The following is a 25518-nucleotide window of genomic DNA, read 5'->3' on the forward strand; positions in this document are numbered from 1 at the left end:
ACACTCGGAATGTCATTACCCTCATCGTGAAAATAGGTTGATAAGAGCGAATTTTTACGCTCGTAGGTAATATTGGAGGTCGTTACCCACTCTATAGGATGCCGTGTCCCGGGGACGGAGAGGCCCTTTGCTATTGAACAATATCTGCCTACTTTCATTCCTGTGCGCAAGCCGGACATACTGTAAGAGAAAGCTCCCATCTCGCAAAAAGAATCACCCCCAAAAAAACCAACGTAAGGTTCAATCTCGGTATGTGAGTCGATAAGAATCTTGTCTAGTTTGCGGATATGGCCGCCCGCTGTCATGAATATTTTTCGCGTACGCAGGTGACGTTGGAAGTTGGCGTCGGCTGGTAGTATATGGCGCATTCTTGCTACCCTTCGGAGTGCAGAGGTTGATAACGGGAGGCTACGAATTTACCGGATCAGGCTGCGCTATCGGACGGATTGACGGTTCCAGGGGGATGTTGAGCGCGTCGAAAACGCGGTCGGTTGCGTGGCCGTCGCAGTGAGGCGCAAAGGTGTTGACAAAGGCGTTGTACTTTTTGGCGTAACGCCGCTTGACGACAGGCAGGCGCTTGATCTCCCGAACGACTTCGTCGGTCGTCATGAGGATGGGCCCCGGAGCCATTTCTTCGAGGTCGAAGTAAAAGCCTCTTGTGGAGTCGCGGTACTGGGCAATGTCCGGCGTGAGAAACAGGATCGGCTTTCTGGTCACACAGAAGTCAAACATTACAGATGAGTAGTCGTTGATAAGAATATCCGCGGCCAAATACAGGTCGTTGACTTCCGGATATTCCGTAACGTCGATGACGAATGTGTTGGCTGCGGTCTGGCGTTGGTCCGCGATATTGTGATGGCCTCGCAGCAACAAGACGTAATTGTTACCCAGAGCTTTCTGCGCTGCTTCGAAGTCGAGGTATGTGACCAACTCGTACTGTTTTGCTGCATTCTTAGCATCATCCCGCCAGGTCGGGGCGTAAAGAATCGCAGTCTTACCTTCCGGGATGCCAAGCTTGGCGCGCACCGACGTCCGGACCTTCTCAGCATCCGGCGACTTTAGCGAATCGTTCCGGGGGTAACCTTCCGCCACGACCTTTCCGTCGAAGCCGAAGCACTTGGCCAGCACCTCTGCCGCATAGTCGTTTTGTGCCAGCAGGGCGTCCCAAAAGCTTGCTTCGCGGGCCATAAGGTTCCAGTAGGAGAGCGAAAAGCTCGTCTTCGCAACATCGTTTCCGAGTTTTTTCAGCGGTGTTCCGTGCCAGGTTTGGATGTACGTTTGCCCTTCCTTCTTGCGGAAGTAGAAGGGGAAGTTGTTGTTGTTGATCAGAAGACGGCACTGGTTGAGCAGACGATACCAGTCGCTCGAGCCGATCAGGACTGGCGTAGCACTATCGGGGACGGGTACTGAGTAATCTTCGACGGCCCAATACATTGGCAATGAACAATTGCGCCGCTGAAATTCTTCAAGGAGTCGCCGCGGAGTATCCGTTGCCCTTCGACCACCAAAGCACATGAAAAGAACGGAGTCTGTCAACTCAGAAGACTCGGCCTCCTGACGCAATCGTTGCTGGTTGTACCGGCCTTGTTCCTCTGCCCGGAACGGAGGCCGCAGGTGAACTGTTAGAGCGGCGGCAGCCGGTGATCGGCTCAGCCCGATTTCCGAGAGTCCCGCATCGAGCCTGGCCGGAAGCCCCGCCTGCAGCCGCCGGCTCACGGGAATCCAATATCCTGCGGGGTCCGCCACTCCGGGCGGCACGTACCGGACGCTATACGCCCCCGATTCCGGCATGAACTCGTCCTCGGACCAGGGTGTCTGGGGGAGAGTGAACTTGGCCCAAAACTCATTGCTTCCCGTATTGGTGCGCACGTCCAAGCGCACCTCGCTCGCTGGGATGATCAGTTTTCCGCTTGAGAGCACGAAACGGGGCGCGTGGATGGCTGGGAAATCCGCCGTGCCGGCGACCGTCAGAGTTCTTCGGTCGGAGGAAAGTTCGACGGAGTCCGCTAGAATACGTGTCTTGCGCTCGTCAAGCATCAAAAACCCGTATCCGGTCAGTCGAAGCCGGAGACTGGCGGACTGGTCGAATTTTTCTTCCAGTCTCCGCGTGTCCTCACGCCATGCTATGGGCTGCGGCGCCCTGAAGCCACTGTCCAACCGGACTTGCCACTGGTATTCTGTTCGTGGTCCCGCTTGTGCGCTAAGAGGTGGCAAAGTAATGGCGTAGACGGCTGTATGGCCCTCGACACTGATACATGTCGCGGACTTTTTGAGACCGAGTTTGAGACATTCTACGGAGATCTTGGCCGCCAAGGGAGCGGACTGCGACTCCACGACGATTTTGAGGGTTCGCCCGATGAGGGTGATGTCTGTCGCTTGATACATCGGCTGGACTGGGATAAGCGTCAGTCCTGTGCTGGCTGGACGAATCTCAATGGCGAGCCGCCGGCCGTCAAGGAGAGACCCGCTTGCAAGCTCTCCGGTTGATCCCGTTAGGTCGCGCTTGAGAATTGGGCTCTGGACTTGCTTGTCGTAGGCCGTGGCCGTTAGCAGGACATGCAATTCCGAAGTATTCTCGGTCTCGCTTCCGAGCAGTGCGGATGGGTCGATAAGAGCTTGGAACGCCGCACTTTTGTATCCGGTCCAGTTGTCGTTCGCCTCCCAGTCGACACGTGGGTCCTCGAGGCGACTGACAGTCAGCTCTGCGACGGCGTTTCCGTCGCGAGCGACCACGGCGGCCGTCAGCTTCATGTCGCTTGCATCCGGGTCTACGGAAGAGATGAAGGCATAGCCTCCAATTTCAAGCATTCCGTCCTCGCGCCACTCAAAATGATTCAGTTTGCTGACTAGCCGAAGATCTACTGGCTCCATGATGAGCAAGTCAGGGCTGAATTTATGGCCGAGGGCGCGGAGATAGGGCGGTAGGGCTACGAGCTGACCGTCGGAGAACCCTGATGCGAAGCTGGACCCGTAGTCGCTGCGGGAATTGCAAATCACCTCGACATCGGCACGGCTGTCGGACAGCACACTAGAGAGAATGAGGCGGTTGTGGAGCTTGATCTCAGTCCAGAGGAGGGACGACTCTGCCGCGATTGACGCCACGTTCGCCTGGAGGGTCACCCAGTAGGCGTCGTCGGTTCTCGGGACCACCTCGTAGTAGGGAAAAAGGTCAGTCCCCAATTCCTGGGTAATCCACCGGGCATAAAGCTCGGATGATGCATGGCGTTGGAACTCTCGCTGCAAGGAACCCAGTCTTTCCAGTCTGGCCTTCAGGAAGTCGGTCCGGCACAAGTCTTCCCGTATAGGGCTCTTGGCGCCGTCATCGTTGGTCGTATCGCAGAACCGAAGGTCGAGGACATCGAACGAAGTGGCCTTCAGATACGCGCGACGGGTTATCTCATACTGCCAATGTTCGATCCCTGCCGGTACTTCTGCCAGCTCCCGTAGCCAGAAAGAGCGCGCGAACAGCTTATTGCACAGGAACCCGTCAATCAGGATTTGGGGTATCTCTTCAACATCCGTGGCTTGAAGAGGAGCAGCGTGGAGGTCACGTTGCCAGGCAGCTACGATCGTTTTCTTCCCGGAGGTGACTCCAACCGTACCCACCGCGAATTCAGACTCTGACTCTCGGAGGGACCTCAAGCCCTTGTCTAGGGCACTCTTTTGAACGATATCGCCGGCGGTAAGGACGAGAACATAGGCGGCTTGAGTCTCAGCCAGGATTCCGAGGCTTTCCTCAGCGCGGTATGTGTCTGCCAGAATGTAGCGAACACGAGCGTCTCGATCTGCGTAGTTCTGTGTGTAAACGTGCACGGCATCGTCAGTTGACGCGTCAATGACGAAGATCTCAAGCGCCCGTGGCTTCTGAGCGCTTATGCTGTCTAGAGTCGTCTGCACATTGGTGGATTCGGGGTTTGCAAGGATGACAATTGCGATCTGCGGCTCGGTTGAAGGCGCTTGAGGTTTGGCAACGGCCAACACCTGCTGGACCTTGGCCACATTATCTGGTTGCAAAACCTCCTTGACCTGGTTGCGACGCTCCTGAGGCAGGGCACGCCACGCCCGCCGGGCGCGCGCCTCGGCTGCGGCACGAAGGTTGCTTAAAATCTGAGGCTGTTTCCGACCTGCCATGCGCGTTGTGACTCTCCTTGTTTGGTCAACTTTCCGGAAGTCGACGCCATTGGCTCTACTGAGTACTCGTTGATGCCCACGGACATCTTAACCCGAACTAAATTATTGATTGGTCATTTGTCCCGAAGGGCTTTTTAACGAGCAGCTCCACGTTTTGGTCTGTCGCCTGCCCTACTTTGCTTTCGAGGTCCAGTCCCGGCCGGTTCATGGCAAGCTCCAGACTCAGGGCAGCAAGGGAGGAGAGTGACCGAGGTCCGTCGTAGGCAACGCTTGTGGGATCTGAGTGGTCCAAAAGAGTTGCCACGATTGAAAGTGTCCCGTCTTTGTTGTCGAGTACTTCAATGGTTCGCGACTGCTGCGGATAATCGATGTGCGCGGCAGTATTCACTTCCCAGAATCCACCATCGTAATGCTTACTTGCATGTGGCCAAACCTTATTTCGGTGCTGGTGCCCATTTACCCAGAGGATAACATTCGGATATTCCGACAACAAGTCGATGATTCCTGTCCTATCGATATTAGAGTCATGAGATGAGGACGACGATTCGATGGATCCAGGAAATGAAACTGACGGATGATGGCTGAAGATGATTACCAGCTGATCCTCGGTGTCCGAGCTGCGCTTCTTCCCACGGGAACTGTAGCTTCGGCTCGACAGCCCGTCCAGCTGTTTGGAAAGCCAATCGATCTGTGACCGGTCCATGTATCCACCGGCAGACCCGTAAGGATCCGTTGTATCGAGCATTATGCCGGTCACTCCTTTTGCCATGGCAAAGGTGTAATAGGTTGTGTCGTTGGCAACGTTCTCCGCGGTGAATCCATGACCGGCCGGTCCATGTGGGCCGGGATTGTCGAACAGTGCTGAAATGAACTCGGACTTTGTGAAGGCCCTTCGTTGTGCGCAGGCACGAACTTTACGGGCGGGCATACTGGCCAGCAGTTGATCAGTGGCCACGGGACCGGAATCGTTCAACTCCTTCCAGAACCGCTGGGGGGACATTCCGGCCGGAAGTGCAAGAGGCATGGAGTCGCCGACGCTCAGCCTATCGACGAGACGGCTGTGGGCAGATGTAGGAGCCGCGGATCCATGGTCCAGCTCATCGTGGTTTCCGAAGCCTGTGTACCAAGGAACAGAGGATCCGGCCGCCAAAACGGGCTGAATCGCTGTAGCCAGCAGCCCCGGGACGTCCGGGTATCCGTAGGACCGCTTCCAGTCATCCGGTGTAGTGCCTTCTGGCTCGGGATCAGGGTGCCACACCGTTGTCCGCAACGCTTCGGGTGCCCAGGCATGATCCTGCGGGCCCTGATATTCTCCGCCCGCAACATGGGCAGAAGCGGGACGGCCGTTCATCACGTTGATGACCGCGAGCCACTCATTGGTGCCGCGTCCATCCGCATTATCGCCGGTTGAAACCACCAGATCCAGCGGCCTGCCACTGAGCGGTCCGCGGCCAACCGTATTCATTTTGCGGACCATTGCGTCCAGCACGTGGACGGTGAGCAAATCCTGCGGGCGAAAGCGGCCAGATGCGGGAAAACCATTCTCGAATTCGTAGTATTGCCAGAGAAAGGCGGTGCGCCCAGGTGAGGAGGCGTCCACCACATGAAGATCGGTTAGGTGCCCGAACGATAGCAATCCCTGTCGGCGCTTCCGACGTCCAGCCATGCCCGTCGCGAGGTCCTCCCGGGTCACCATTGCCCGGCCAGCCCCGGTAGTCAAACGCCGATATACATGCCTTGGCGATCTCAGATCTCCGAGGATAATGGTTTCATCCAATGTCGTTGACGGTCCTGCTGCCCGTCCAAGGCCCAGATACGGGCCCCTTGAGCCATCGAGTGAGGCTAGTGTAACGGCAGAGGCGCCCGCAACCGAGAGTCGAAGAAGAGTCCTACGAGAAAAATCTGTTCTTTCACCGCCGTGCGATCCGCCAGCACTCAAGCGGTCGCCCACTCTTTTCTCCTCTTGGTCACGCTTTCTAATTTGTGGTCCGCTCAGTCTGCTGGAACCTAGATACTGTCGTTCGCCCGAATGAGGTCATCCGGGAAGTCGACCTCAACGGCGTAAAATTCGCTGATGTCAATGGGCAACCATTGGATTCCATCCTGTTGAATGGTCAGCTCGATTCCGCCCTCAAAATATTCCTGCTCTGGAACTTCCACCAAGCGCTTCCGCAGCCTTTTCTTGTCTTTCGAGGAAACGTAGTTGATGCCCACGGCCTCGCCCTTGGCTTCCGTGGAAGGCACCGCTTTGGACAGGCTATTGATAAAGCCGCCTTCATCTACTGTGTATTTGACTTCTTCGTCTGACACGGAAGAGACATCGACCGTTACGAACGACCGGTCCTCTTTGATGTACGGCCGCAGCATTTCCAGGATTTGCGGATCGAAGACGACATCGCCGTTCATCCACAGCACTCCGCCTTTGCCAGAGTTCCGCAGGGCCTTCAGCAGGCTTTTCGACGTATTTGTCTGGTCGAAGTTCTCGTTATATACGAATGACGCGTGCGGGACGTGCTCAAGGATTTGCTCAAGTTTGTAGCCCACGACGACTGTCAGTCGAAGCTTTTTTGCGAAGGCCCGCTGCAGGTTTTGAACCTGCTGGTGCATGATGGTCCGGCCATCACGAAGTTCGGTAAGCGATTTCGGGTGCGGACGGGCCAGTCGCGTGCCCATGCCCGCAGCAAGAATTACGGCCTGTACAGTCATTGAGTCCCATTCCTGCTTGGTAATAATTGCTTGGGGACGGCTTGGCCGCGTGTCGAAAACTAGGTAACCGATCCTCACGAAACGGCGTTCTCGATTATCCCCCCCTCTCATCATGATACCGGTAGTTCGGCTGTTCCTTGTTTTCCGTTACCTTGAGGCTCGCGGCTCGACAGCTTCTGGGTGAACTCTTCGGCTCGTATCCCGATGTCCAACAACTGGGCAATAGCGGCGACTGTCCTAACAGAAGCCTGCCCGTCGCCGTACGGATTGACGGCATTTGCCATGGTTTCGTAGTGCGCCGTATCGTGGAGAAGCCGCTCCACTTCGGAGAAGATCCGCTCCTCATCCGTACCGATAAGAGCAACTGTTCTAGCCACGACGGCCTCCGGCCGCTCAGTGTTGTTCCGCATCACCAGCACAGGCTTTCCGAGACTCGGTGCTTCCTCCTGTACACCGCCAGAATCCGTCAAGACTACGTGGGCAAGCGAGAGTAGGCGGGTAAATTCGCCATAGCCGAGCGGCTCCGTAACCACCACATTGGGCTTCCCTGCTAGTGCAGGCAAGATGGCGGCCCGAACTATGGGATTTTTGTGCACAGGCAGAACAATGGTCAGATCCGGCTCGGCGTCTGCGACGCGGGCCAATGCCCGACCCACCCCCTCCATAGCGTCGCCCTGGTTTTCGCGCCGATGCGTCGTCGCCAGCAGGATTCTTCGCCCGCTGTCAGCCAATTCCTCCAACTCCGGGTTAGCAAAGGGGACCTTCTTGTCGACCGTCATCAGCAGCGCATCGATCACGGAGTTGCCTGTCACCACAATGTCCTCCGCGGCAATGCCTTCTGCCAGGAGGTTCCGCCGGCTCGTCGCGGTCGGTGCCAGGTGCAGGCTGGCTATTTGGCTGGTGATTTTGCGGTTTGCTTCTTCGGGGAAGGGCGACGACGGGTTGCCACTGCGTAGACCTGCCTCCACGTGGACCACCGGAATGCCGTGGTAAAAGGCCGCGATGGCGGCCGCCGTCGACGTCGTCGTATCTCCTTGCACTAGAACGGCATCCGGTATGACAGATGAAAAGAGTTTCTCCAGACCGTCAATGGTTCGAGTCATAATGGCCGACAGCGATTGGCCCGCTTCATGGATGTTCAGATCGTAGTCGGGCTCAATGCCGAAGAGAATGTTTACTTGGTCCAGCATTTCCCTGTGCTGGCCGGTCACCGTCACAATGCAATCGAAGTGCGGGGATTCTTGCAGGGCAAGAATGATGGGGGCCATCTTGATGGCTTCGGGCCGGGTACCGAATATGGGCATCACGGTTGGCATGGAGGTTCCCCCAGCATTCGTTCTACGGCGGCGCCCGCCGCATCAGCCATTCCCATGGTAAGTGCTGAGCCCGGCCTAGCCGGCCAAGATCAGCGCCGCCACCAGGGAGGGGATGCTCAGGATGATCAAAACGACCAGCGCAAATGCCACTCGTCGTTTTCTCCGGTACGACCGGTCAGCCGCGGACCGCCCCTTCACTGGCGAATCTTGCGCCTTCGGTTCGTCACTTAACTCTAGCGACTTGGCGTCCGCGGCCGCTTCCGCGGAACGGTCGACGACGGCAGGGTCAGTCGCGATTTCGGTGAGTGCAGTGACGTCCGGGCCGGTTGCTTCGACGGCTACTGACTCGCCACGGGATGGTTCTCCGACCAACCAAGGTAACTGTGGAGCTTCAGCCGTGCCCGCTTTCGTCTGCCTCGATTGTCCGCTGGAACGGAATCGGCGACGTTTGCGTAGGTGCCGGGCGGCGGGCAGTAGGAGCTCGGTTTCCATACTGGCCCTCCCGATCGTAGTTGCAAAAAAGTGAAAAACAGCCTGCCGAAAGCGTAGTTCATGGAGCCGCCAAGTACCTACCGAGTTGATCAAGCGCTTCTTCGACTTCGCGGTTGCGGGATAACTGCGGGCAGATGTGGAGTTAACGTCCGAAGTGAAGAATGGGCTCAAGGGCAGGGATAACGGGGACATGGGTATTGAATGGCCCCACTCCATGAGATCCCTAGGAGCGAAAGCCCTTATTGCAATGACTGTCCACACTTTTGGGGACAGTAATAAGCCTCGGGATGCCACTCCGGGTTGTTAGTCTCCAAGAATATAGCGGCCAGCCGTACTGAGCCGCTCCGCGCAAGGCCACATGGGAGAAATGCATGAAAACACGAAGATTGGTCGCGTCGTCGATGGCGGCGCTGACAGTGGCGGCCGGCCTGGGCTTGGTGCCCGCGATTAGCGTCGAGGCAGCGTCGGTGCCTGCTCCAGTTCGGTTGGCCGGCGCCGACCGATACCAAACAGCCGCCGCGATTTCCCGCTCTTATGCCGCTGTCGGGGGAACCGTGTACGTTGCTTCAGGTGCGACAGCGGCGGATGCACTAGCCGTGGGGCCTGCCGTGGCAAAGGCGAATGGCAGCCTGTTGCTGACCGGTGCCGCGGTCCTTCCATCAGCTACGCGGACAGAACTGCAACGGCTGCGGCCAACAAAAATCGTCATCCTTGGTGGGACCGGTGCTGTCGGCAGCGGCGTGTCCAACGCACTCAAAGCCTATTCCTCGTCCGTGAGCCGCATTGCTGGCACAAACCGCTACGATACTGCGGCAAAAGTGTCGCAGCTTTGGACCGGTGCCTCGACCGTTTTTCTAGCCGAGGGTTTGGGCTTCGCGGATGCATTGTCTGGGGGGGCGCCGGCGGCCCGCGACAAGGCTCCTATGCTGCTAACCAACGGTGGCTCGCTGCCTCCGGAAACGGCAGCGGCACTGCGACGGCTGAATCCCTCAAAGATTTATCTACTCGGAGGGACCGGCGTCATCAGTGCGAATGTGGCGTCCCAGGCCGCCTCCGCAGGTACGGCCTCGGTGATCAGACTGTCAGGTGCGGATCGCTACGCAACCAGCGCCATTGTCGCAAAATCGTTTTACTCCACAGCTTCATCGGTTTTTTACGCTACGGGCAAAGGGTTTGCCGATGCGCTGGCTGGGGTGCCCGCAGCGGGTCGGAAAGCGGCGCCCTTGTTGCTGACAACATCGGGGTGCATGCCATCCCTCGTCGCAGGACAAACTGCGCGCCTTAATCCCGCTACGCGGTACTTGCTGGGCGGGACTGGCGTGTTGAGCGCCAACTCGGCCGTGAGCAATTGCACGCCACCGCCGCCGGTCCGCAGCACATATCTGTCCAACATGGAGCCCGTAGACCAAACGAGTTTAGAAACCGGATCGTACGAAATCCTCGGCAAGACTTACGCAAATTCTTTATCGTTCGATAGGTATCACACCTATAGCAGCGTTGAATACAATCTGTCCGGTAAACAGGATCAGCTGAGCGCTCTAGCTGGAATCGACGACAACAGTCGGGACAGCGAGGCTCGCTACAGCTACCGCATCTTCGGCGACGGAAGAATGATCACCCAGGGCGAAGTGGGTTATGGTGCAAGCAACAGGATAGCCATTTCAGTCAGCGGGATTCAGAGATTGAATGTTATGGTAGCCAATTTGGCTGGACCTGACTCCACCTTCGTTCTCGCGCAGGCAGCGGTCCAGACAAATATCACGCCGAAACCAGCCGCCCCAAATCCAAAGGGGGCGCAACTCTTCTATCTGACGAATTTGGATCCTATTTCCTCGGACCTGTCGAACGATGTGCAGCGGATCGGTGGAAAGTACTTCCCGTATTCTTTGAGTTATTACAACTATTACCTCGATAGCTCAACCAGCTATGAGATGAACCTCGGGAAAATCTACAAGACACTGCAGGCGACGATTGGACAGGAAGAGACAAGTCCCTTCACAGGAGCAACCTTCCACTACGAAGTAAGCACGGATAACCGGGTTATTGCTTCAGGAGACGTTGCGTTCAATCAGACCGTCAAGCTGAACGTCTCCGTCGTCAGTGCGTTGCGGTTGAAGATTGACATTACCGGTACCCGCCCCAGCGGTTCCGGGTATGACGCAGCCTATTTCGTAATAGGCGATGCCCTTCTGACCAAATGAAGTTGGCAGCGCTGCCCGGCACTCAGCGGTGCCGGGCGGTGCTGCGGGCTCCGTGGATCTCAACGGCTCAGCGGAACCACAGGTGGCAGCAGACCGTCTTCGATGGCTCGTTTGAAGAGATCGATTTTGGTTGGGGCAGGTCGGCCTCCGTGGGCATACTTGGCGCGGACCCGGTCGATGTGCTCTTTGACTGATGCCTGCGAGATGCCCATCCGCCGGGCAACCTGGTATTGACCAAAGCCGGACGCGTACAGGCGCAACGCCTCGGCTTCCCGCGGTGATAGCGACGTGTGTCCTGGCTGGATGCCACCGATGGCGGCGATCAACTTCTTGTCAGGCAGCAAACCAACGCCAGTAAAAGGTGGAATTGGCTCCAGGGCATTGATACTCGGTGGGGACTTCTCGGCAGCCGCTGCAGCGGCGGTTATCGTGGCCTTGTTCGTCCGTTCGGGTCGGCCGGATGCGATGCCGCTATCGGACCCCGATCGCACCGAATCCTGACGCTCCACTATGCCCAGTTGTATCCCCACGCCGCCCCCATCGCTGTCTTCTGTTGACAGGAATGTACTCCAGGACTTCCACGCGCATCGGCGCACCTGTCGCCTGGCCGGGATGTCGGTGCGGCAGGTTACGGTTTGACTATGATTACTACGCGCACCGACGGCGCTTCCCAAAGCGCCGTGGTGGTCGGCGAGCTGGACGAGGGCGCCCTGCTGGCGCGGATATTCCCGCGCCTGGCCGGGTCGGCGTCGGTGCTGCTCGGACCCGGGGACGATGCCGCCGTGGTGGCGGCACCGGACGGGCGCACAGTGGTGTCCATTGACACGCAGGTGCAGGACCTTGATTTCCGGTTGCTTTGGCCAAACGGTTACCGGAGCACGGGTTATGACGTGGGCTGGAAGGCTGCCGCGCAGAATCTGAGCGACATCAACGCGATGGGCGCGGTTGCCACCTCCTTGGTGGTCAGCCTGAATCTTCCCGCGGGCACTTTGGTCAGCTGGGTGGAGGAGCTGGCCGAGGGGCTCAGCGCCGCGATCGCCGGACTGGGCGCGGAGGATTGTTCCGTTGCGGGCGGTGACCTCTCCGGCGGCAGGGAAATTGTGGTCACGGTGGCGGTGCTGGGAAATCTGCAGGGCCGGGACCCGGTGCTGCGGTCCGGTGCCCGCGTCGGGGATATCGTGGCGCTGGCGGGAACGGTGGGCAGGGCGGCAGCGGGCTGGGCACTGTTGGAGGGAACCACGGCGGTGGCCGAGCTGAACCCGGAACAGGACGCCGTCGTCGAACTTTTCTGCCGGCCCCGTCCGCCGCTTGCTGCCGGCCCGGCCGCCGCCCGTGCCGGAGCCACGGCCATGCTGGACATTTCTGATGGCCTGCTGCGCGACGGTGGCCGGCTCGCGAAGGCGAGCAACGTCGTCGTCGATCTGGATCCGGCAGCGCTGGAACCCTTCGCCGCGCCGCTGCGGGCGGCGGCGGACCTGCTGGGCATGGATCCATGGGGCTGGATTCTGGGCGGGGGAGAGGACCACGGACTGTTATGCACATTTCCGGCCGGGTCCCAGCTCCCGCACGGGTTCGTTGCGATAGGCTCGGTTATGGCCGGTGGGGATGGTCTCCCGCCGGTGACCATTGCCGGGGAAGCTGCACATTCAGCGGAACCGCAGACAGCGGGATGGGATCACTTTGCACTCTAAGATTGCCGCCAACGCGCCTGCCATCAGGCGTTGGCTGGCCAAGTCTGAGGAGACGCTGGGCAACCACAGCGACCGGCTCAACGCGATCAATATTTTTCCGGTGGCGGATGGGGATACCGGCACCAACCTGTATCTGACCGTCCGCTCGGCCTCGTTGGCCATCCAGGACTCGGAGAGCGCCGACGTGGGCGAGGTCCTGACCATCGCGGGCCGTGCGGCGATGGAGGAGGCCAGGGGTAATTCGGGGACGCTGTTTTCGGTATTCCTTGCGGCCATGGCGGAGCCGCTGCTTGGGTCCACCCGGCTCAACAGCCCGCTGCTCGCCGCGGCGCTGGCGCGGGCTCAGATCCGCGCCTGGTCCGCGCTGAGTGATCCGATTCCCGGGACCATGCTTTCCGTGCTGGAGGCCGCTGCCCAGGCAGCGTCCATAGTGGACTCGGCGCAGGCAGGCGATGACAGCAACCACGCGCTGGCGCTGACCCTGGATGCGGCGGTGCAGGCGGCGTTGGAGGCTGTGGTGCAGACGGAGAACCAGCTCGGTGCGCTGCGCGATGCCGAGGTGGTGGATGCCGGCGGGGTGGGCCTGCTGCTGATCTTGGACTGCCTGCGGTCGACGTTGCTGGGTGAGGAACTGCAGGAGGAGCTGCTGGACGGACTCTCCGGGTACGACGTCCAGGATCCGCATATCCACGTGGACGTCCCGGTGACCGGCGGAGTCGAAGTGATGTGCACCATCGCGCTGTCTCCGCTGGCGGCAGCCGGCCTGCGCCTGCAGCTCGATGAGCTGGGCAATTCGGTGATCATGAGTTCGGTGGGCCCGGTGGATGAGCCCGAAGGCGGTTACCGCTGGCGGCTGCACGTCCACGTCGCCGAGGCCGGGCCGGCGCTGGAGCTGATCCATGCCGCGGGGGTGCCCAGCAGCGTGAGCGTCACCGCTTTGAACGCCGCCGCGGACAATATCGACGCCGTCGGCGCCCTTCCCGGCACCGTTTTCACCCCCGATGCTCATGAGCACCCGTAGCGCCAAGCCCAGCGGCACGGCGGCTGCGGCCGGCAGTGGGCTTGGTGGAGCTGGCGCCGGGTTCGCCGGCGGCGATGGGCCGGCTGACGGCACCGGCCTGGCCCCCGGCAGCGGTCTGATCCACGGCACAAGCGACATCGCCTTTCCGCTGGAGCGGCTGATCGGGAAGGCCTCTGCCACCAGCATCGAGAAGAGTCTGGGCCTGCGCAGCGTGGGCGAGTTGCTGCACCATTTTCCGCGGCGCTACCTCAACCGCGGGGAGCTGACCCCGATTGACCAGGTTCCGCTCAATGAAGACGTGACCATCCTGGCCCGGGTGCTTTCCCTGTCCACCCGGTCCATGCGGGCGCGCAAGGGCACCATCACGGACGTGGTGATCACCGACGATTCCGGCGGTTTGAGCAGCCTGAAGATCAGCTTCTTCAACGGCTGGAAGGCGCAGAAGGAGCTGCAGACGGGGACGCTGGCCATGTTCTCCGGAAAGGTCACCGTCTTCAACCACGCACGCAGCCTGACGAATCCGGACTTTTCGGTGCTCCCGGACGATGAGCTCTCCGGCCAGGAGGCGGAGCTCCAGGCGCAGCGGCCGGTGCCGGTGTATCCGGCCACCGCCAAACTGCCCAGCTGGAAGATCCAACGCGCGGTGGAGTCGGTGCTGCGGGCGGTGGACCTGGAGAAACTGCCGGACCCGCTGCCGGCGCAGATCGTGGCGCGGGAGAAGTTTTTGAGCCTGCCGAATGCCTATCAGTTGATCCATACCCCGTCCGCACCGGAGGACTGGCAGCGTGCCCGGGACCGGTTCCGCTACCAGGAGGCGCTGGTGCTGCAGACGGCGCTGGCACGCCGCCGGGCGCAGGCCGCCGCCGAGGATGCCACCGCCCGCCGCGGCACTCCGGATGGACTGCTCGCGGCCTTTGACGCCGCGCTGCCATTCACCCTCACCGCGGGGCAGCGGGATGTAGGCGAGGTGCTGGCGCGCGAGCTCGCCGCGGACCACCCGATGAACCGGCTGCTGCAGGGCGAGGTGGGGTCCGGCAAGACGGTGGTGGCGCTGCGGGCGATGCTCCAGGTCATCGATTCAGGTGGCCAGGCGGCCCTGCTGGCACCCACCGAGGTGCTCGCGGCGCAGCACTACCAGTCCATCCGCGCCATTTTGGGTCCGCTGGGCGAGGGCGGTCTGCTGGGCAGCGTGGGCAGTGGTCCGGACGGCACGGCGGTCACACTGCTGACCGGTTCCATGCCCGCCGCGGCCCGCAAGCGAGCGCTGCTGGACGCGGCGTCCGGTATGGCGGGCATCGTGATCGGCACGCACGCGCTGCTGTCGGACACCGTGCAGTTCTTCGACCTCGGCCTGATTGTGGTGGATGAGCAGCACCGGTTCGGCGTGGAGCAGCGCGACGTGCTGCGCAGCAAGGCCAGCAAGCCGCCGCATCTGTTGGTCATGACGGCCACGCCCATCCCGCGCACGGTGGCGATGACCGTGTTCGGCGACCTGGAAACCTCCGTGCTGACGGAGCTGCCCGCCGGTCGCGCCCCGATTTCCACCCACGTGGTGGGGCTCGCGGAGCATCCTGGCTGGGTTGCGCGGCTCTGGTCCCGCTCGCGGGAGGAGATCGCCGCGGGTCACCAGGTTTATGTGGTCTGTCCCAAGATCGGCTCGGACGACGACGGCGACGGTTCCGCGCCGCCGGAGGACGATGCTCCGGGACGCCCACTGGCCGAGGTGGCCACCGTCGTCGAACTCCTGCAGACAGAACCGGCACTGGCCGGGACCCGGATCGCGGCCCTGCACGGCAAACTCGACGCCACCGTGAAGTCGGAGACAATGGCGTCCTTCGCCGCCGGAAACCTGGACCTGCTGGTGTCCACCACGGTGATCGAGGTGGGCGTTGATGTGCACAATGCCACCCTGATGGTGATTTTGGATGCGGACCGATTCGGTATTTCCCAGCTGCACCAGCTGCGCGGCCGGGTGGGCCGCGGCGGGCTGCCCGGAACCTGCCTGCTGGTCACCAGCCTGGAGGTAGGTCATCCCAGCCGGCGCCGGCTTGATGCCGTAGCGGCGACCACCGACGGGTTTGTGCTCTCCCAGGAGGATCTGAAGCTGCGGCGCGAGGGGGACATTCTGGGTGCCTCGCAGTCCGGCGGCCGATCCACCCTGCGGCTGCTGCGCGTGCTCCAGCACGAGGACATCATCGCCAAAGCCCGGGAGGATGCTTGGAAAATCGTGGCCAAGGACCCGCAGCTGCGTGCCTATTCGGCGCTGGAGGCTGCCATCGAGGAGTACCTGAACCCGGAAAAGGAGGCCTTCCTTGAACGTGGCTGAGGTGGCGCCGTGACGCGCATCGTTGCCGGAATTGCTGGCGGAACACCGTTGGCCTCCGTCCTGGGCACGGGCACCCGTCCCACTACCGACCGCGTGAAGGAAGCACTCTTTTCCCGGCTGGAATCCCTGGACGCCTTGCTCGATGCCCGGGTCTTGGATCTGTACGCCGGTTCCGGGTCGCTGGGAGTGGAAAGCGCCAGCAGGGGAGCGGCATCCGTGAAATTGGTCGAGTACGGCGCCCGGGCGGCCGAGGTCTGCCAGCGTAATGCCACCGCCATTAACGACGTACTGGGCCGCAAGGTGGTAACCGTGCAGCGCTCCAAGGTCGAGTCCTTCCTTGGCCGGGTAGCCGAGGCGGGAGTGGATCAGTGGGATCTGGTTTTCCTGGACCCGCCCTACCCGCTGGCCGAAGACGGACTCACCGCGGTGCTGGCCGCCCTCGCGCCGAACCTCGCCGCGGAAGCCGTCGTCGTCGTCGAACGTTCCTCCCGCTCACCCGAGCCCGGCTGGACCCCGGCCCTTGAGCGCTTTGCGGAGAAGAAGTACGGCGAAACCAAGCTCTGGTTCGCCGGACCCGCTCTGGTGGACTGACGCCTTCCCGGGTGGGTGGCTTGACCGGCCATTAGCCACTGGCGTTGGTACAGCGTGATGCCAAAAAGAGTACCAGCACGGGCGGCCCCTCGCGCCACCGGTCATCCGGGTGAGTCCGCCATGATCTCTACTCCGAGGGCTGCCAGCCCCCTGGCGAGTTCCGTCAGGGGCGAAAGTGGCACCGGACATGGCGGTCATGATCGACGCTGCCGTCCCCGGGCCTGTTCGGGGAATCGAGTTGGCACTCGGGTTCGTGCCAGGCGACGGGCAAGTAGCACCCGGGAGAAAGCGAGAGTTGATCCTTAGAAATCAGGTAGGACCTACTCGCGTGCCCGCCTTTCGAGGCTTCTAGGCTCCTCAGTATTGAGCAAGTTTGCCCAATATGACGGTCAGAAACGGGTCTCCGACATGCGTGATCAACCGAAAATTCGAACGTTAACCGACCAATCCTTTGGCCGCCCGCACGGGGGACGAGAGGATGGGGTGCCTGGCTTCAGCCAGGAAGGAGGCGCCAAGTTCCTCGCATCTTCCTACCGACCCTTCCGGTGGTCGCGACGCGCGGGGACAGCTCTGCTGTCCGCGCTGCTGACGCTTGCGCTTGTTGGGCTGTCCGTCAGCGCCGTCGCCGTCGCCGACGTGGGCACGATCGCCCATGATGCGTTGCGGACGGGATGGGACAGCAACGAGAGCGCTCTCTCGCCGTCGTCGGTCGCCTCCTCGAACTTCGGAAAACTGTTCTCCGCGACCGTGGACGGGCAGGTCTACGCCCAGCCCCTCGTGGTGGGCAGCACCGTGGTTGCAGCGACGGAGAACAACGCCGTCTACGGGTTGGACAGCGCCACGGGCGTGGCGAAGTGGACGCGCACCCTCGGACCGGCTTGGCCGGCGTCGACCGTGAGTTGCGGTGATCTCACGCCCAACATCGGAATCACGTCCACTCCCGTCTACGATCCCGTTACAAGGAGCGTCTTCCTGCTCGCGAAGACGAACGACGGTGCGAGTCCGCAGCTCCCGCACTGGTACATGCACTCCCTCGATCTGATCACGGGAGCGGAGACGTCCGGGTTTCCCGTCCTCATCGACGGCGCCCCGACCAACGACCCGACTCGTCCGTTCAACGCGATGACGGCGATGCAGCGGCCCGGGCTGCTGCTAATGAACGGGGTCGTGTACGCGGGCTTCGCCAGCCACTGCGACTACACTCCCTTCGTCGGTTACATTGTCGGTGTGTCGACCCATGGTAAGCAGACAACGATGTGGGCAACCGAGTCAGGCAACAGCAGCGCGGAAGGCGGGATCTGGCAGTCCGGCGGAGGACTGGTGTCCGACGGTGCCGGTCAGATCCTGTTCGCCACAGGGAACGGCATCTCCCCGAAGGCGGGCCCGGGCAAGACGCCCCCCGCCACCCTGGCCGAGTCGGTGGTCCGGCTCCAGGTCGGTAGTGACGGCAACCTAGCGCCCACTGACTTCTTCAGCCCCGCCGCCAACGCCCAACTAAACCTGAACGACGCCGACCTGGGTTCCGGGGCTCCGATTGCTATCCCGGATGGCTATGGCACCGGGGCGCACCCACACCTGATGGCCCAAGTAGGTAAAGACGGACACGTCTACCTACTGGACCGGGACAACCTGGGCGGCATGGCGCAGGGGACCGGCGGAACCGATGCCGTCCTCGACGAAGCCGGTCCGTACAACGGTGTGTGGGGACGTCCCGCGTTCCTCGGAACGAGCAGCGGTGGGTACATCTACACCGTCGAGAACAAGGGTTACCTGCGCGCGTTCAAGCTCGTTCCGAGCAACACCGGCGGGATCCAACTCGCCTCCATCGGGACTTCCGCCGGCACATTCGGATACACCTCCGGTGCGCCAGCGATCACCTCCAACGGCACAGACGGATCCTCCGCCCTCGTCTGGATGGTCTACGCCACCGGACCGACCGGAGCCAGTGCGGAACTGCGGGCCTACCGCGCGTTACCAGACAACACCGGGCAGCTCAAGCAAGTGTTCAGTGCCCCGCTGGGTACGGCGTCCAAGTTCTCCTCGGTGGCCACTGACGGCGGTCGGGTGTATGTTGGCACCCGCGACGGCCACGTGCTCGCCTTCGGCGCCCCAACAACCGCGGCGGTGGGTGCGGCGAACACGGACTTGGGCACGGCCCAGGTGGGCGCCACCAGGACTGGCACTGTAACGATCACCGCGTCCCGGGCCGTTACGGTCAGCACCGTCACAACAGTAGCCCCTTTCGCGATCGGAACGTCGATCACCCTGCCTCGGATGCTGTCGAAAGGCAGCAGCCTCACGGCCCCGGTGACCTTCTCTCCGACGGCTCCCGGACAGGCTGACGGCACGCTGACCGTCAAAACCTCCGACGGGGAGACAGACCTCCTCGGCGTCCACGCCATCGGCACCAAGGATGGCCTGGGCGCGACACCGGCCGCGCTTCAGTTCACCGGCGTGCCGACCCAGACGATCAGCCGGCAGACGGTCAACATTGTCAACACCGGCACCACCGTCGTCAAGATCACCCGCGTCACCTTGCCGGCCAACGCAGAGCTCAGCGTCGACGCGACCACGGTGCCGGTCGTGGGACAACAGATCCAACCCCTCGCATCCGTTCCGGTGTCTGTGACCTTCAGCCCCACCACTGCGAATCCTGTGACCGACTCGCTGGTCGTCGTCAGCGACCTCGGGACCGTGACCGTGCCGGTGACCGCGACCGCCGTCTCCGGAGCGGCGCACCTGCAACTGCCACCCTCGCTAAACTTCGGTGACGTCCCCGTCGGGACATCGGTCACCAGAGCCTTCCAGATACAGAACACCGGCAACGTACCGATGACCGTCACCAAGGCGAAGGCGCCGCAGGGGGTCTTCTCAACGACCACTCCCATCGCCGAGGGCCTGAAAATCCCCGCGGGTGACTCCGCCTATCAGAGCGTGACCTTCACGCCAGCGGCCGTAGGGTCAGCCGGGACGCTGGACACCTTTTACCTGATCACCGCCGACGACGGCCAAGGCGCGTTGAAGGTGATGCTTACCGGGAACGGCACCGACGATCCGGTCGCTGCCTACGCGTGGAAGATCGGCGCCGGCGACCCGCGCTCGACCCTTGGCCGATCGCTCACCATGGAGTTCGCCGTGGCGGGAGGGACGTGCCAGGACTACGTGAGAGGAGTTATCTGTTGGTCACCCACGACCGGGGCGCACGCGGTCCACGGTGCCATCTACACCCGCTATAAGGCCGCAGGCGGTGCGGCCGGCTTCCTCCGCTTCCCGACCACCGACGAGAAGGGCACGCCGGACGGGGTGGGGCGGTACAACCACTTCTCCGGTTCGGGTCGGTCCTCGATCTACTGGACGCCGGCCACCGGGGCCCACTCGGTCCAGGGTGCGATCCGGAACAAGTGGGCATCACAGGGCTGGGAGAAAGGCCCGCTGGGCTATCCGGTGACCGACGAGTACTCGGTTCCCATCGGCCGGGAATCCGATTTCCGCGGTGGTAGTTTGGTATGGAACTCGCATACAGGAGTGGTCAGCGGATAGCGCTAGAACTAACCGGTCCCAGCGACGGGGCAGTAACTCCCTCGAGCATCGCTCACGAAGATTGTGACTACTCATTCTCCAAACCACTGAGCTGGCGTCCCTAATTTGAACATTGGGGAGGCTAGCAGCCGCGGGGGGATATTCAGCCAGCCAGCCGATCCAGCTCAGGGCCGGTCAGGACAGTGGCCGGGTGCGGACCCCGGGCGAGGAGTTCGGTGGTCCAGCTGGCCGGCCAGGCAAAGGTGGTGCCCACCAGGGTGATGTTGCCTGGGTAGCGGCCAGTGAAAATGCCGGTCTCCGCGAAGGCCGCCACATCACCGGCCGCGCTGCCTGCTGCGGGCGCCGCCATGGCGTGTCGAAGGGCGCTGACCTGGCTGCGGACCAGGGTGAGTCCGGGCTCGTCGCCCGCATGACCACCCGGTCGCCTCGCCGAAGGCGGACTGACCGCGGTCCTGGGCGCCCTGGCTCCGAGCCCTTCCGCGGAAGCCGTCGTCGTTGAGTGTTCCTCCCGCTCGCCCGAACCCGGCTGGACGGCTGCCCTGGAGCGCTTTGCGGAGAAGAAGTACGGCGAAACCAAGCTCTTGTTCGACGGCCCGGCTCTGGTGGACTGACGCTATGGTGAAGCGATCCGGCGGCTCGCAGAACCCAGGTGCTCAGCGATTCCGGATTTCAGCGGATACGCGGAGGCTAGGGCCAATTGGCCCAGGTCAACCCAAGTAGTTCGAAGGCCCGAACGAGCTCTGGGGTGTCTTCCTCAAGGTGAGACTGTCCCAGTTTGGTGATTTGGCCGCTGACGGGCGAATCTTGCGGTTGTTCAAAGACGGACCACATTTTGGCTTCATCACCGTGGCGAGAATTGAATTCGACGCCGTTCACGTGAGGCACGAGGTAAAGGTGGGCGGCAACGGCGCGCGTGATCGTGCGAGCTCCGCCGCTCTTGAGTACGGATGCGTCGAAGTCGTCATGGCCGTCTTTGAGTGTCGCCGCAATGAAGAGCGGATAAAGTGCGGAAATAGTTTCCGTCGCAGTCACGCGGCAGTACTTGCCATAGAGGACAACATTCGCTGCACACCGCGGTCCAAGCCAGGCTCGGTCTACCGTGCCTGGTTCCAGGGTGGGGAACTCTCGAGCATCTTCAGGATCTTCTTCGATCTCGCCTAACGCGGCGACCATGTAGGGCTCTTTCCGCGCGTGGGCGAGGACCTCCAAAAGGCAGCCAACTAGCGACTCCGCTAGGTACATGGTCCTGAAACGGCCGTTAGGGTCGTCCCAGCGCCCGGGGAACACTCCATTGACAGCGTGTTCCCACCCACTCCACGCAAGCGGTTCTGGCCGGTATCCAACTCGCCAGATAGCCGTATTCGGCGACGGCACCATGACGAGGGTCATTTCAGCTGGCGGTTGCTATGAACGCCCGAGCGGCCGCCATGACGTCGGCTGTGACTTGCTCCGGGTCACCTTCGCGAAGCAATCGAGCCGGGGCCCGATCCGCGAGCTGGGGATTCATGCCAAGAAACCATGCTTGAACAACTCCCGGGGAGTCACGTTCAGCGAGCAGTGCAGCAATGTGGTAGGCGTCGCGCAGCCGTTGCCTGACCTCTTCTGAAGCAGGTTGGCGACTGCCATCCGCCCACTCTCGAACTGCCCTGGTCTCCTTGACACCGCCGAGGTATGCAACGAGACGGGCGCCTACGATATCGCGAAGTTTGGTCACGATCTGTGCCATCGGCCACTGTCGGGAATCTCGGTGGGCTTGGAGTCCAGTGCGGGGAGCCATTGGTGCGGTCGTCATAACCCCATCATGCCTCCCGGCCGCGAAGGATCACCATACCTATCACACCCTGAATCACGTGATCATGATCACAATTCCTGTTTTGATGCGCCAGCTGCATGCAGTTGGTCCAGCTCCGGGCCGGTCAGGACTGTGGCTGGGTGCGGGCCCCGGGCGATGAGTTCGGTGGTCCAATTGGCCGGCCAGGCAAAGGTGGTGCCGACCAGGATGATGTTGCCCGGGTAGCGGCCAGTGAACATGCCGGTCTCCGCGAAGGCCGCCACATCACCGGGCGCGCTGCCTGCCGCGGGCGCCGCCATTGCTCGCCGGAGAGCGCTGACCTGGCTGCGGACCAGGGTGAGCCCGGGCTCGTCTCCCACGTTGACCACCAGGATGCCGCCCGGAGCCAAGTGCGCCGCGGCCTCCTGATAGAACTCCCTGCAGGCCAGATGTTCCGGCGCCTCCGGACCCGAAAAAATGTCCACGATGATGGCATCGAAAGCCAGGTCGTTGGGCAGTTCCGCGAGGGCGTAGCGGGCGTCGCCGATGTGCGGTACCAAGTCGGTTCCCGGCGGGAGCGGCAGCTGTTTCAGGACATAGTCCAGCAGTTCGCGCTCCAGCTCCACGGTGTGCTGGACGGATCCGGGGCGCGTGCTTTGGATGTAGCGGGCCAGCGTGAGGGCTCCTGCGCCCAGATGCAGCGCGTTGATGGGTTCTCCGCCTGGTGCTGCGAGGTCAATCAGGTGCCCGATCCGCCGCAGGTATTCATAAAAAATATCGTCGGGATGCCCCAGATTGACGTGCGACTGCTCCGCACCGCCGATGCTGAGGACATAGGCACCCGGATGCCACCGGTCCGGTTCGATGGAGGCATGCTGGCCGGATGCGCGTAGGAAGCGTGTTGAGGCTTCCGGTACCGGCTGCATGGACTAGAGCCGGTCCCGGAGCGTGGACAGCCAAGCTGCAGCTTCCTCCAGCAGCGGCACTTTCTTGCAGAAGGCAAAGCGGAGCAGCGATTTGGTGCGCTCCGCACCCTCCGGGTGGCAGAAAACCGGGACCGGAATGGCTGCCACGCCGATCAGCGATGGAAGCCTGCGGGCCAGCGCTGTGGCGTCGGTGATTCCCAGCGCGGAGGTGTCCGCATTGACGAAATATGTGCCCTGCGATGCAAGGACCTCCAGCCCTGCGGCGCGCAGACCGTCGCTGAGAATATCCCGCTTGTGGGCCAGGGTGGCGGCGATCCCGGTGTAGAAATCGTCGTCGAACCCCAATCCCAGCGCTATCGCATTTTGGAACGGAGTGCCGGAACTGTATGTCAAAAACTGCTTGACCGTCCGGGCCGCCGCCACCAGATCCGCCGGGCCGCTCAGCCAGCCGATCTTCCAGCCGGTGAAGGAGAACGTCTTGCCCGCCGAGGATATGGTCAGGGTGCGCCCGGCCGCACCCGGCAGCGTGGCGATCGGAATATGCCGGGGGCCGAACGTGAGGTGTTCATACACCTCATCCGTCACGATGACCGCGTCGTACTTGGTGGCCAACTGCACTATGCGGGTGAGGACGGCCTCGGGAAAGACCGCCCCGGTGGGATTGTGCGGGTTGTTGACCAGCACCACCCTCGTCCGTTCGGTGAAGGCGGCCTCCAGCGCGGACATGTCTGGATGGAAATCGGGGGCCAGCAGGGGAGCTGTGGTGTGAGTGGCTCCGCTGAGGCCGATGATGGCGCCGTACGAGTCGTAGAACGGTTCGAAGGTCAGCACCTCATCGCCCGGGCCGGCAAGGGCCAACAGCGCGGCGGCAATCGCTTCGGTGGCTCCGGTGCTGATGATGATTTCCGTGTCCGGGTCCGGCGTGAGCGAGTAAAACCGCTCCTGGTGGGCGGCCACGGCAGCGCGCAGTTCCGCCGTTCCCTTGCCCGGGGCGTACTGGTTGGCTCCGGCAGCGATGGCGGCCCGGGCCGCATCCTTGATGGCCTCCGGACCGTCCTCGTCGGGAAAGCCCTGGCCCAGGTTGATGGCGCCGGTGTGGGTGGCCAAGGTGGTGATCTCCTCGAAGATCGTCACACCCAAGGAACCATCGGCGGCAAGAAGATTAGCTCCACGGGCTGTTCGTTGCCAGGGTGCGCTCATGCTGGTCCTCATTTCCATCCGGGGTTTCGAGTCTAGTCGCCGGAGAGACCAGTTTCGTCCGCCAATCCCTTTGGAATGAAACCGGATCTGCTCAACAGAGCGCGTGTTTTCAGGTGTTGGGGGTTGGTGAAAATGGTTTCCGGCGGACCTTGTTCGACAATAATGCCTTGGTCCATGACGACGATTCGGTCCGCGATTTCCCGCGCAAACTGCATCTCGTGGGTAACGATGACCATTGTCGTTCCCTGCTGGGCAATCTTCCTGATAACGGACAGGACCTCGCCGACGAGCTCGGGGTCGAGCGCGGAGGTCGGCTCGTCAAAGAGCATGACACTCGGCTCCATGGCCAGGGCTCGGGCGATGGCGACGCGTTGTTTTTGTCCACCGGAGAGCTTGCTCGGATAATTGTCCATTTTGTCTCCCAACCCGACCATTTCAAGCGTCGGCACGGCGAGGTCGCGGGCAGCCGCGGCTGTCATTTTTTTCACGTCGCGCAGGGGCGCCATGACATTCCCCAGTGCGGTCTTGTTTAGGAACAGGTTGAAGTGCTGGAACACCATGCCAATATCGGTGCGCTTTTTCGCGGTGACCGATGCCTTCTCGCTGACCAGCTGCCCGTCGCGTTCCTCGTATCCGATCAGGTGGTCATTGACGTATATTCGGCCGGCTTCGATGGTTTCGAGTTTATTGATGCAGCGCAGGAGCGTGCTTTTACCGGATCCGCTGGAACCGAGAATGACCACTGTTTCGCCGCGGTGAACCGTCAGGTCGACGCCCTTGAGTACTTCTACCCTCTTTTGAACATGGGCACGGCCCCTCAGCCGACTCCACATCGTCCGCTTGGACTCGGTCACGAACGTTTTGTGGACGTCCCGCACACTGATGATGGTATTGGTGTCGTTAGCCACGGGAGCGTGCCTTTCGTTCAAGCACGACCACAATACGTGAAAGTGGCAGGCTGATAATCAGGTAGAGAATCGCCGCGGCAGTGTAGATCGCCGTGGTCTGGAACGTTTCGCTGTTGAGGATGTTGGCTGTTTTCAGGATCTCGGTCACAGCGATGACCGACGTCAGGGCAGTGTCCTTGATCATGGCGATGAAGTAGTTTCCGATCGGGCCCATCGAAACGACGAACGACTGCGGAATGACCACTTTCCACAAGGTCTTGGTCGGCGTATATCCCAGCGACAAGGCCGCTTCAGTCTGGCCATGTTCGACCGACAGGATCGCCGAACGGAACACCTCCGACAGGTACGCGGCGTAGTTCAACCCAAGGCCCAAAATACCGGCGGGAACGGGTTCAATCTGGATACCGATGCTGGGCAAGACGAAGAAGATGTAGACCAACTGGACGAGCAGGGGCGTTCCGCGGATTATTTCCAGGTAGAAAACCGCTGCGCCGCGAAGCACCTTGACAGCGGAAATTCTCGCCAGCGCAATCAGCAGGCCCAGAACGAGAGCCAGGATCATTGCGCCCAGAGCCAGTTGGACGACCACAGGTACGGCGAGGATCAGTGCCGGGAAAACGGCGAGCGTGTTATTGATGAAGTCCATGGTGAGGCCTTACTAAGAGGCGGTTACGACCGGAACAGCCCGGCATCCGGGT

At 61.6% G+C, this 25518-nt stretch carries 18 protein-coding genes and 1 pseudogene; 6 read left to right on the forward strand and 13 right to left on the reverse strand.

The annotated features are described in order from the left end of the window. The 5 genes and pseudogenes from IV498_RS09825 to wecB all read right to left on the reverse strand — a co-directional run. Positions 1-305: pseudogene (locus tag IV498_RS09825) on the reverse strand (hypothetical protein); the annotation flags it as partial. Between the two features lie 103 nt (positions 306-408). Further along, the gene (locus tag IV498_RS09830; protein WP_269046382.1) at positions 409-4131 is read right to left on the reverse strand and encodes a bifunctional glycosyltransferase/CDP-glycerol:glycerophosphate glycerophosphotransferase; all 3723 of its coding nucleotides are present in this window, start codon (positions 4129-4131) and stop codon (positions 409-411) included. A 97-nt stretch (positions 4132-4228) separates the two neighbouring features. Continuing rightward, the gene (locus IV498_RS09835; RefSeq protein ID WP_269046383.1) at positions 4229-6082 is read right to left on the reverse strand and encodes a TIGR03767 family metallophosphoesterase; all 1854 of its coding nucleotides are present in this window, start codon (positions 6080-6082) and stop codon (positions 4229-4231) included. Between the two features lie 56 nt (positions 6083-6138). After that, positions 6139-6837, reverse strand: a complete 699-nt coding sequence (locus tag IV498_RS09840; RefSeq protein ID WP_269046384.1) for a phosphocholine cytidylyltransferase family protein — start codon at positions 6835-6837, stop codon at positions 6139-6141. A gap of 110 nt (positions 6838-6947) precedes the next feature. After that, complete coding sequence (gene wecB, locus IV498_RS09845) at positions 6948-8153, reverse strand: non-hydrolyzing UDP-N-acetylglucosamine 2-epimerase (protein ID WP_269046385.1); 1206 nt, start codon at positions 8151-8153, stop codon at positions 6948-6950. Between the two features lie 863 nt (positions 8154-9016). On the opposite strand from wecB, the gene IV498_RS09850 reads away from it, so the two are divergent. Next, positions 9017-10846, forward strand: a complete 1830-nt coding sequence (locus IV498_RS09850; RefSeq protein WP_269046386.1) for a cell wall-binding repeat-containing protein — start codon at positions 9017-9019, stop codon at positions 10844-10846. 59 nt (positions 10847-10905) lie between these two features. Here IV498_RS09850 and IV498_RS09855 read toward each other — a convergent pair whose 3' ends face one another. Further along, positions 10906-11190, reverse strand: coding sequence for a response regulator transcription factor (locus IV498_RS09855; RefSeq protein ID WP_269046387.1), 285 nt, complete (start codon positions 11188-11190; stop codon positions 10906-10908). Between the two features lie 297 nt (positions 11191-11487). Between IV498_RS09855 and IV498_RS09860 the strand changes: the two genes are divergently transcribed. The 5 genes from IV498_RS09860 to IV498_RS09880 all read left to right on the forward strand — a co-directional run bounded on the left by IV498_RS09860 (position 11488) and on the right by IV498_RS09880 (position 20015). Then, positions 11488-12537, forward strand: coding sequence for a thiamine-phosphate kinase (locus IV498_RS09860; RefSeq protein ID WP_269046408.1), 1050 nt, complete (start codon positions 11488-11490; stop codon positions 12535-12537). After that, entirely contained in the window at positions 12527-13558 is a 1032-nt protein-coding gene (locus IV498_RS09865; RefSeq protein WP_269046388.1) for a DAK2 domain-containing protein, read from the forward strand. Before IV498_RS09860 ends, IV498_RS09865 begins: the two co-directional genes overlap by 11 nt. Next, a complete protein-coding gene (locus IV498_RS09870) occupies positions 13545-15884 on the forward strand; it encodes an ATP-dependent DNA helicase RecG (RefSeq protein WP_269046389.1) in 2340 nt (779 codons plus the stop codon). The genes IV498_RS09865 and IV498_RS09870 overlap by 14 nt, the downstream gene beginning before the upstream one ends. 9 nt (positions 15885-15893) lie before the next feature. Further along, complete coding sequence (gene rsmD / locus IV498_RS09875; RefSeq protein WP_269046390.1) at positions 15894-16475, forward strand: 16S rRNA (guanine(966)-N(2))-methyltransferase RsmD; 582 nt, start codon at positions 15894-15896, stop codon at positions 16473-16475. A gap of 483 nt (positions 16476-16958) precedes the next feature. After that, on the forward strand, positions 16959-20015 hold the full coding sequence (locus IV498_RS09880; protein WP_269046391.1) for a choice-of-anchor D domain-containing protein: 3057 nt from the start codon (positions 16959-16961) through the stop codon (positions 20013-20015). A gap of 142 nt (positions 20016-20157) precedes the next feature. Here the strand turns inward: IV498_RS09880 and IV498_RS19070 are convergent, their stop codons facing one another. The 7 genes from IV498_RS19070 to IV498_RS09920 all read right to left on the reverse strand — a co-directional run bounded on the left by IV498_RS19070 (position 20158) and on the right by IV498_RS09920 (position 25466). Then, complete coding sequence (locus tag IV498_RS19070; RefSeq protein ID WP_442951334.1) at positions 20158-20592, reverse strand: hypothetical protein; 435 nt, start codon at positions 20590-20592, stop codon at positions 20158-20160. Between the two features lie 110 nt (positions 20593-20702). After that, a complete protein-coding gene (locus tag IV498_RS09895; protein WP_330059404.1) occupies positions 20703-21404 on the reverse strand; it encodes an RES family NAD+ phosphorylase in 702 nt (233 codons plus the stop codon). A 1-nt stretch (position 21405) separates the two neighbouring features. Further along, complete coding sequence (locus IV498_RS09900) at positions 21406-21729, reverse strand: hypothetical protein (RefSeq protein WP_269046393.1); 324 nt, start codon at positions 21727-21729, stop codon at positions 21406-21408. Between the two features lie 146 nt (positions 21730-21875). Beyond that, the gene (locus IV498_RS09905) at positions 21876-22712 is read right to left on the reverse strand and encodes a spermidine synthase (protein ID WP_269046394.1); all 837 of its coding nucleotides are present in this window, start codon (positions 22710-22712) and stop codon (positions 21876-21878) included. 3 nt (positions 22713-22715) lie between these two features. Next, positions 22716-23912, reverse strand: coding sequence for an aminotransferase class I/II-fold pyridoxal phosphate-dependent enzyme (locus tag IV498_RS09910; protein ID WP_330059406.1), 1197 nt, complete (start codon positions 23910-23912; stop codon positions 22716-22718). A 32-nt stretch (positions 23913-23944) separates the two neighbouring features. Next, a complete protein-coding gene (locus IV498_RS09915) occupies positions 23945-24745 on the reverse strand; it encodes an amino acid ABC transporter ATP-binding protein (protein ID WP_269046409.1) in 801 nt (266 codons plus the stop codon). Positions 24746-24812: 67 nt separating this feature from the next. Next, positions 24813-25466 carry an amino acid ABC transporter permease gene (locus IV498_RS09920; RefSeq protein ID WP_269046396.1) on the reverse strand — a complete coding sequence of 218 codons (654 nt, stop codon included), beginning with the start codon at positions 25464-25466 and terminating at the stop codon, positions 24813-24815. Positions 25467-25518: the final 52 nt, after the last annotated feature.

The organism is Paenarthrobacter sp. Z7-10 (assembly GCF_026932795.1).
Taxonomy (GTDB): Bacteria; Actinomycetota; Actinomycetes; order Actinomycetales; family Micrococcaceae; genus Arthrobacter_M.

Coding starts and splice junctions, on each gene's coding strand:
- IV498_RS09910 (WP_330059406.1), bottom strand. CDS start 23,912: ATGAGCGCACCCTGGCAACGAACAGCCCGTGGAGCTAATCTTCTTGCC.
- IV498_RS09840 (WP_269046384.1), bottom strand. CDS start 6,837: ATGACTGTACAGGCCGTAATTCTTGCTGCGGGCATGGGCACGCGACTG.
- IV498_RS09830 (WP_269046382.1), bottom strand. CDS start 4,131: ATGGCAGGTCGGAAACAGCCTCAGATTTTAAGCAACCTTCGTGCCGCA.
- IV498_RS09915 (WP_269046409.1), bottom strand. CDS start 24,745: ATGTGGAGTCGGCTGAGGGGCCGTGCCCATGTTCAAAAGAGGGTAGAA.
- IV498_RS09850 (WP_269046386.1), top strand. CDS start 9,017: ATGAAAACACGAAGATTGGTCGCGTCGTCGATGGCGGCGCTGACAGTG.
- IV498_RS09870 (WP_269046389.1), top strand. CDS start 13,545: ATGAGCACCCGTAGCGCCAAGCCCAGCGGCACGGCGGCTGCGGCCGGC.
- IV498_RS09920 (WP_269046396.1), bottom strand. CDS start 25,466: ATGGACTTCATCAATAACACGCTCGCCGTTTTCCCGGCACTGATCCTC.
- IV498_RS09905 (WP_269046394.1), bottom strand. CDS start 22,712: ATGCAGCCGGTACCGGAAGCCTCAACACGCTTCCTACGCGCATCCGGC.
- IV498_RS09895 (WP_330059404.1), bottom strand. CDS start 21,404: ATGACCCTCGTCATGGTGCCGTCGCCGAATACGGCTATCTGGCGAGTT.
- IV498_RS09860 (WP_269046408.1), top strand. CDS start 11,488: ATGATTACTACGCGCACCGACGGCGCTTCCCAAAGCGCCGTGGTGGTC.
- wecB (WP_269046385.1), bottom strand. CDS start 8,153: ATGCCAACCGTGATGCCCATATTCGGTACCCGGCCCGAAGCCATCAAG.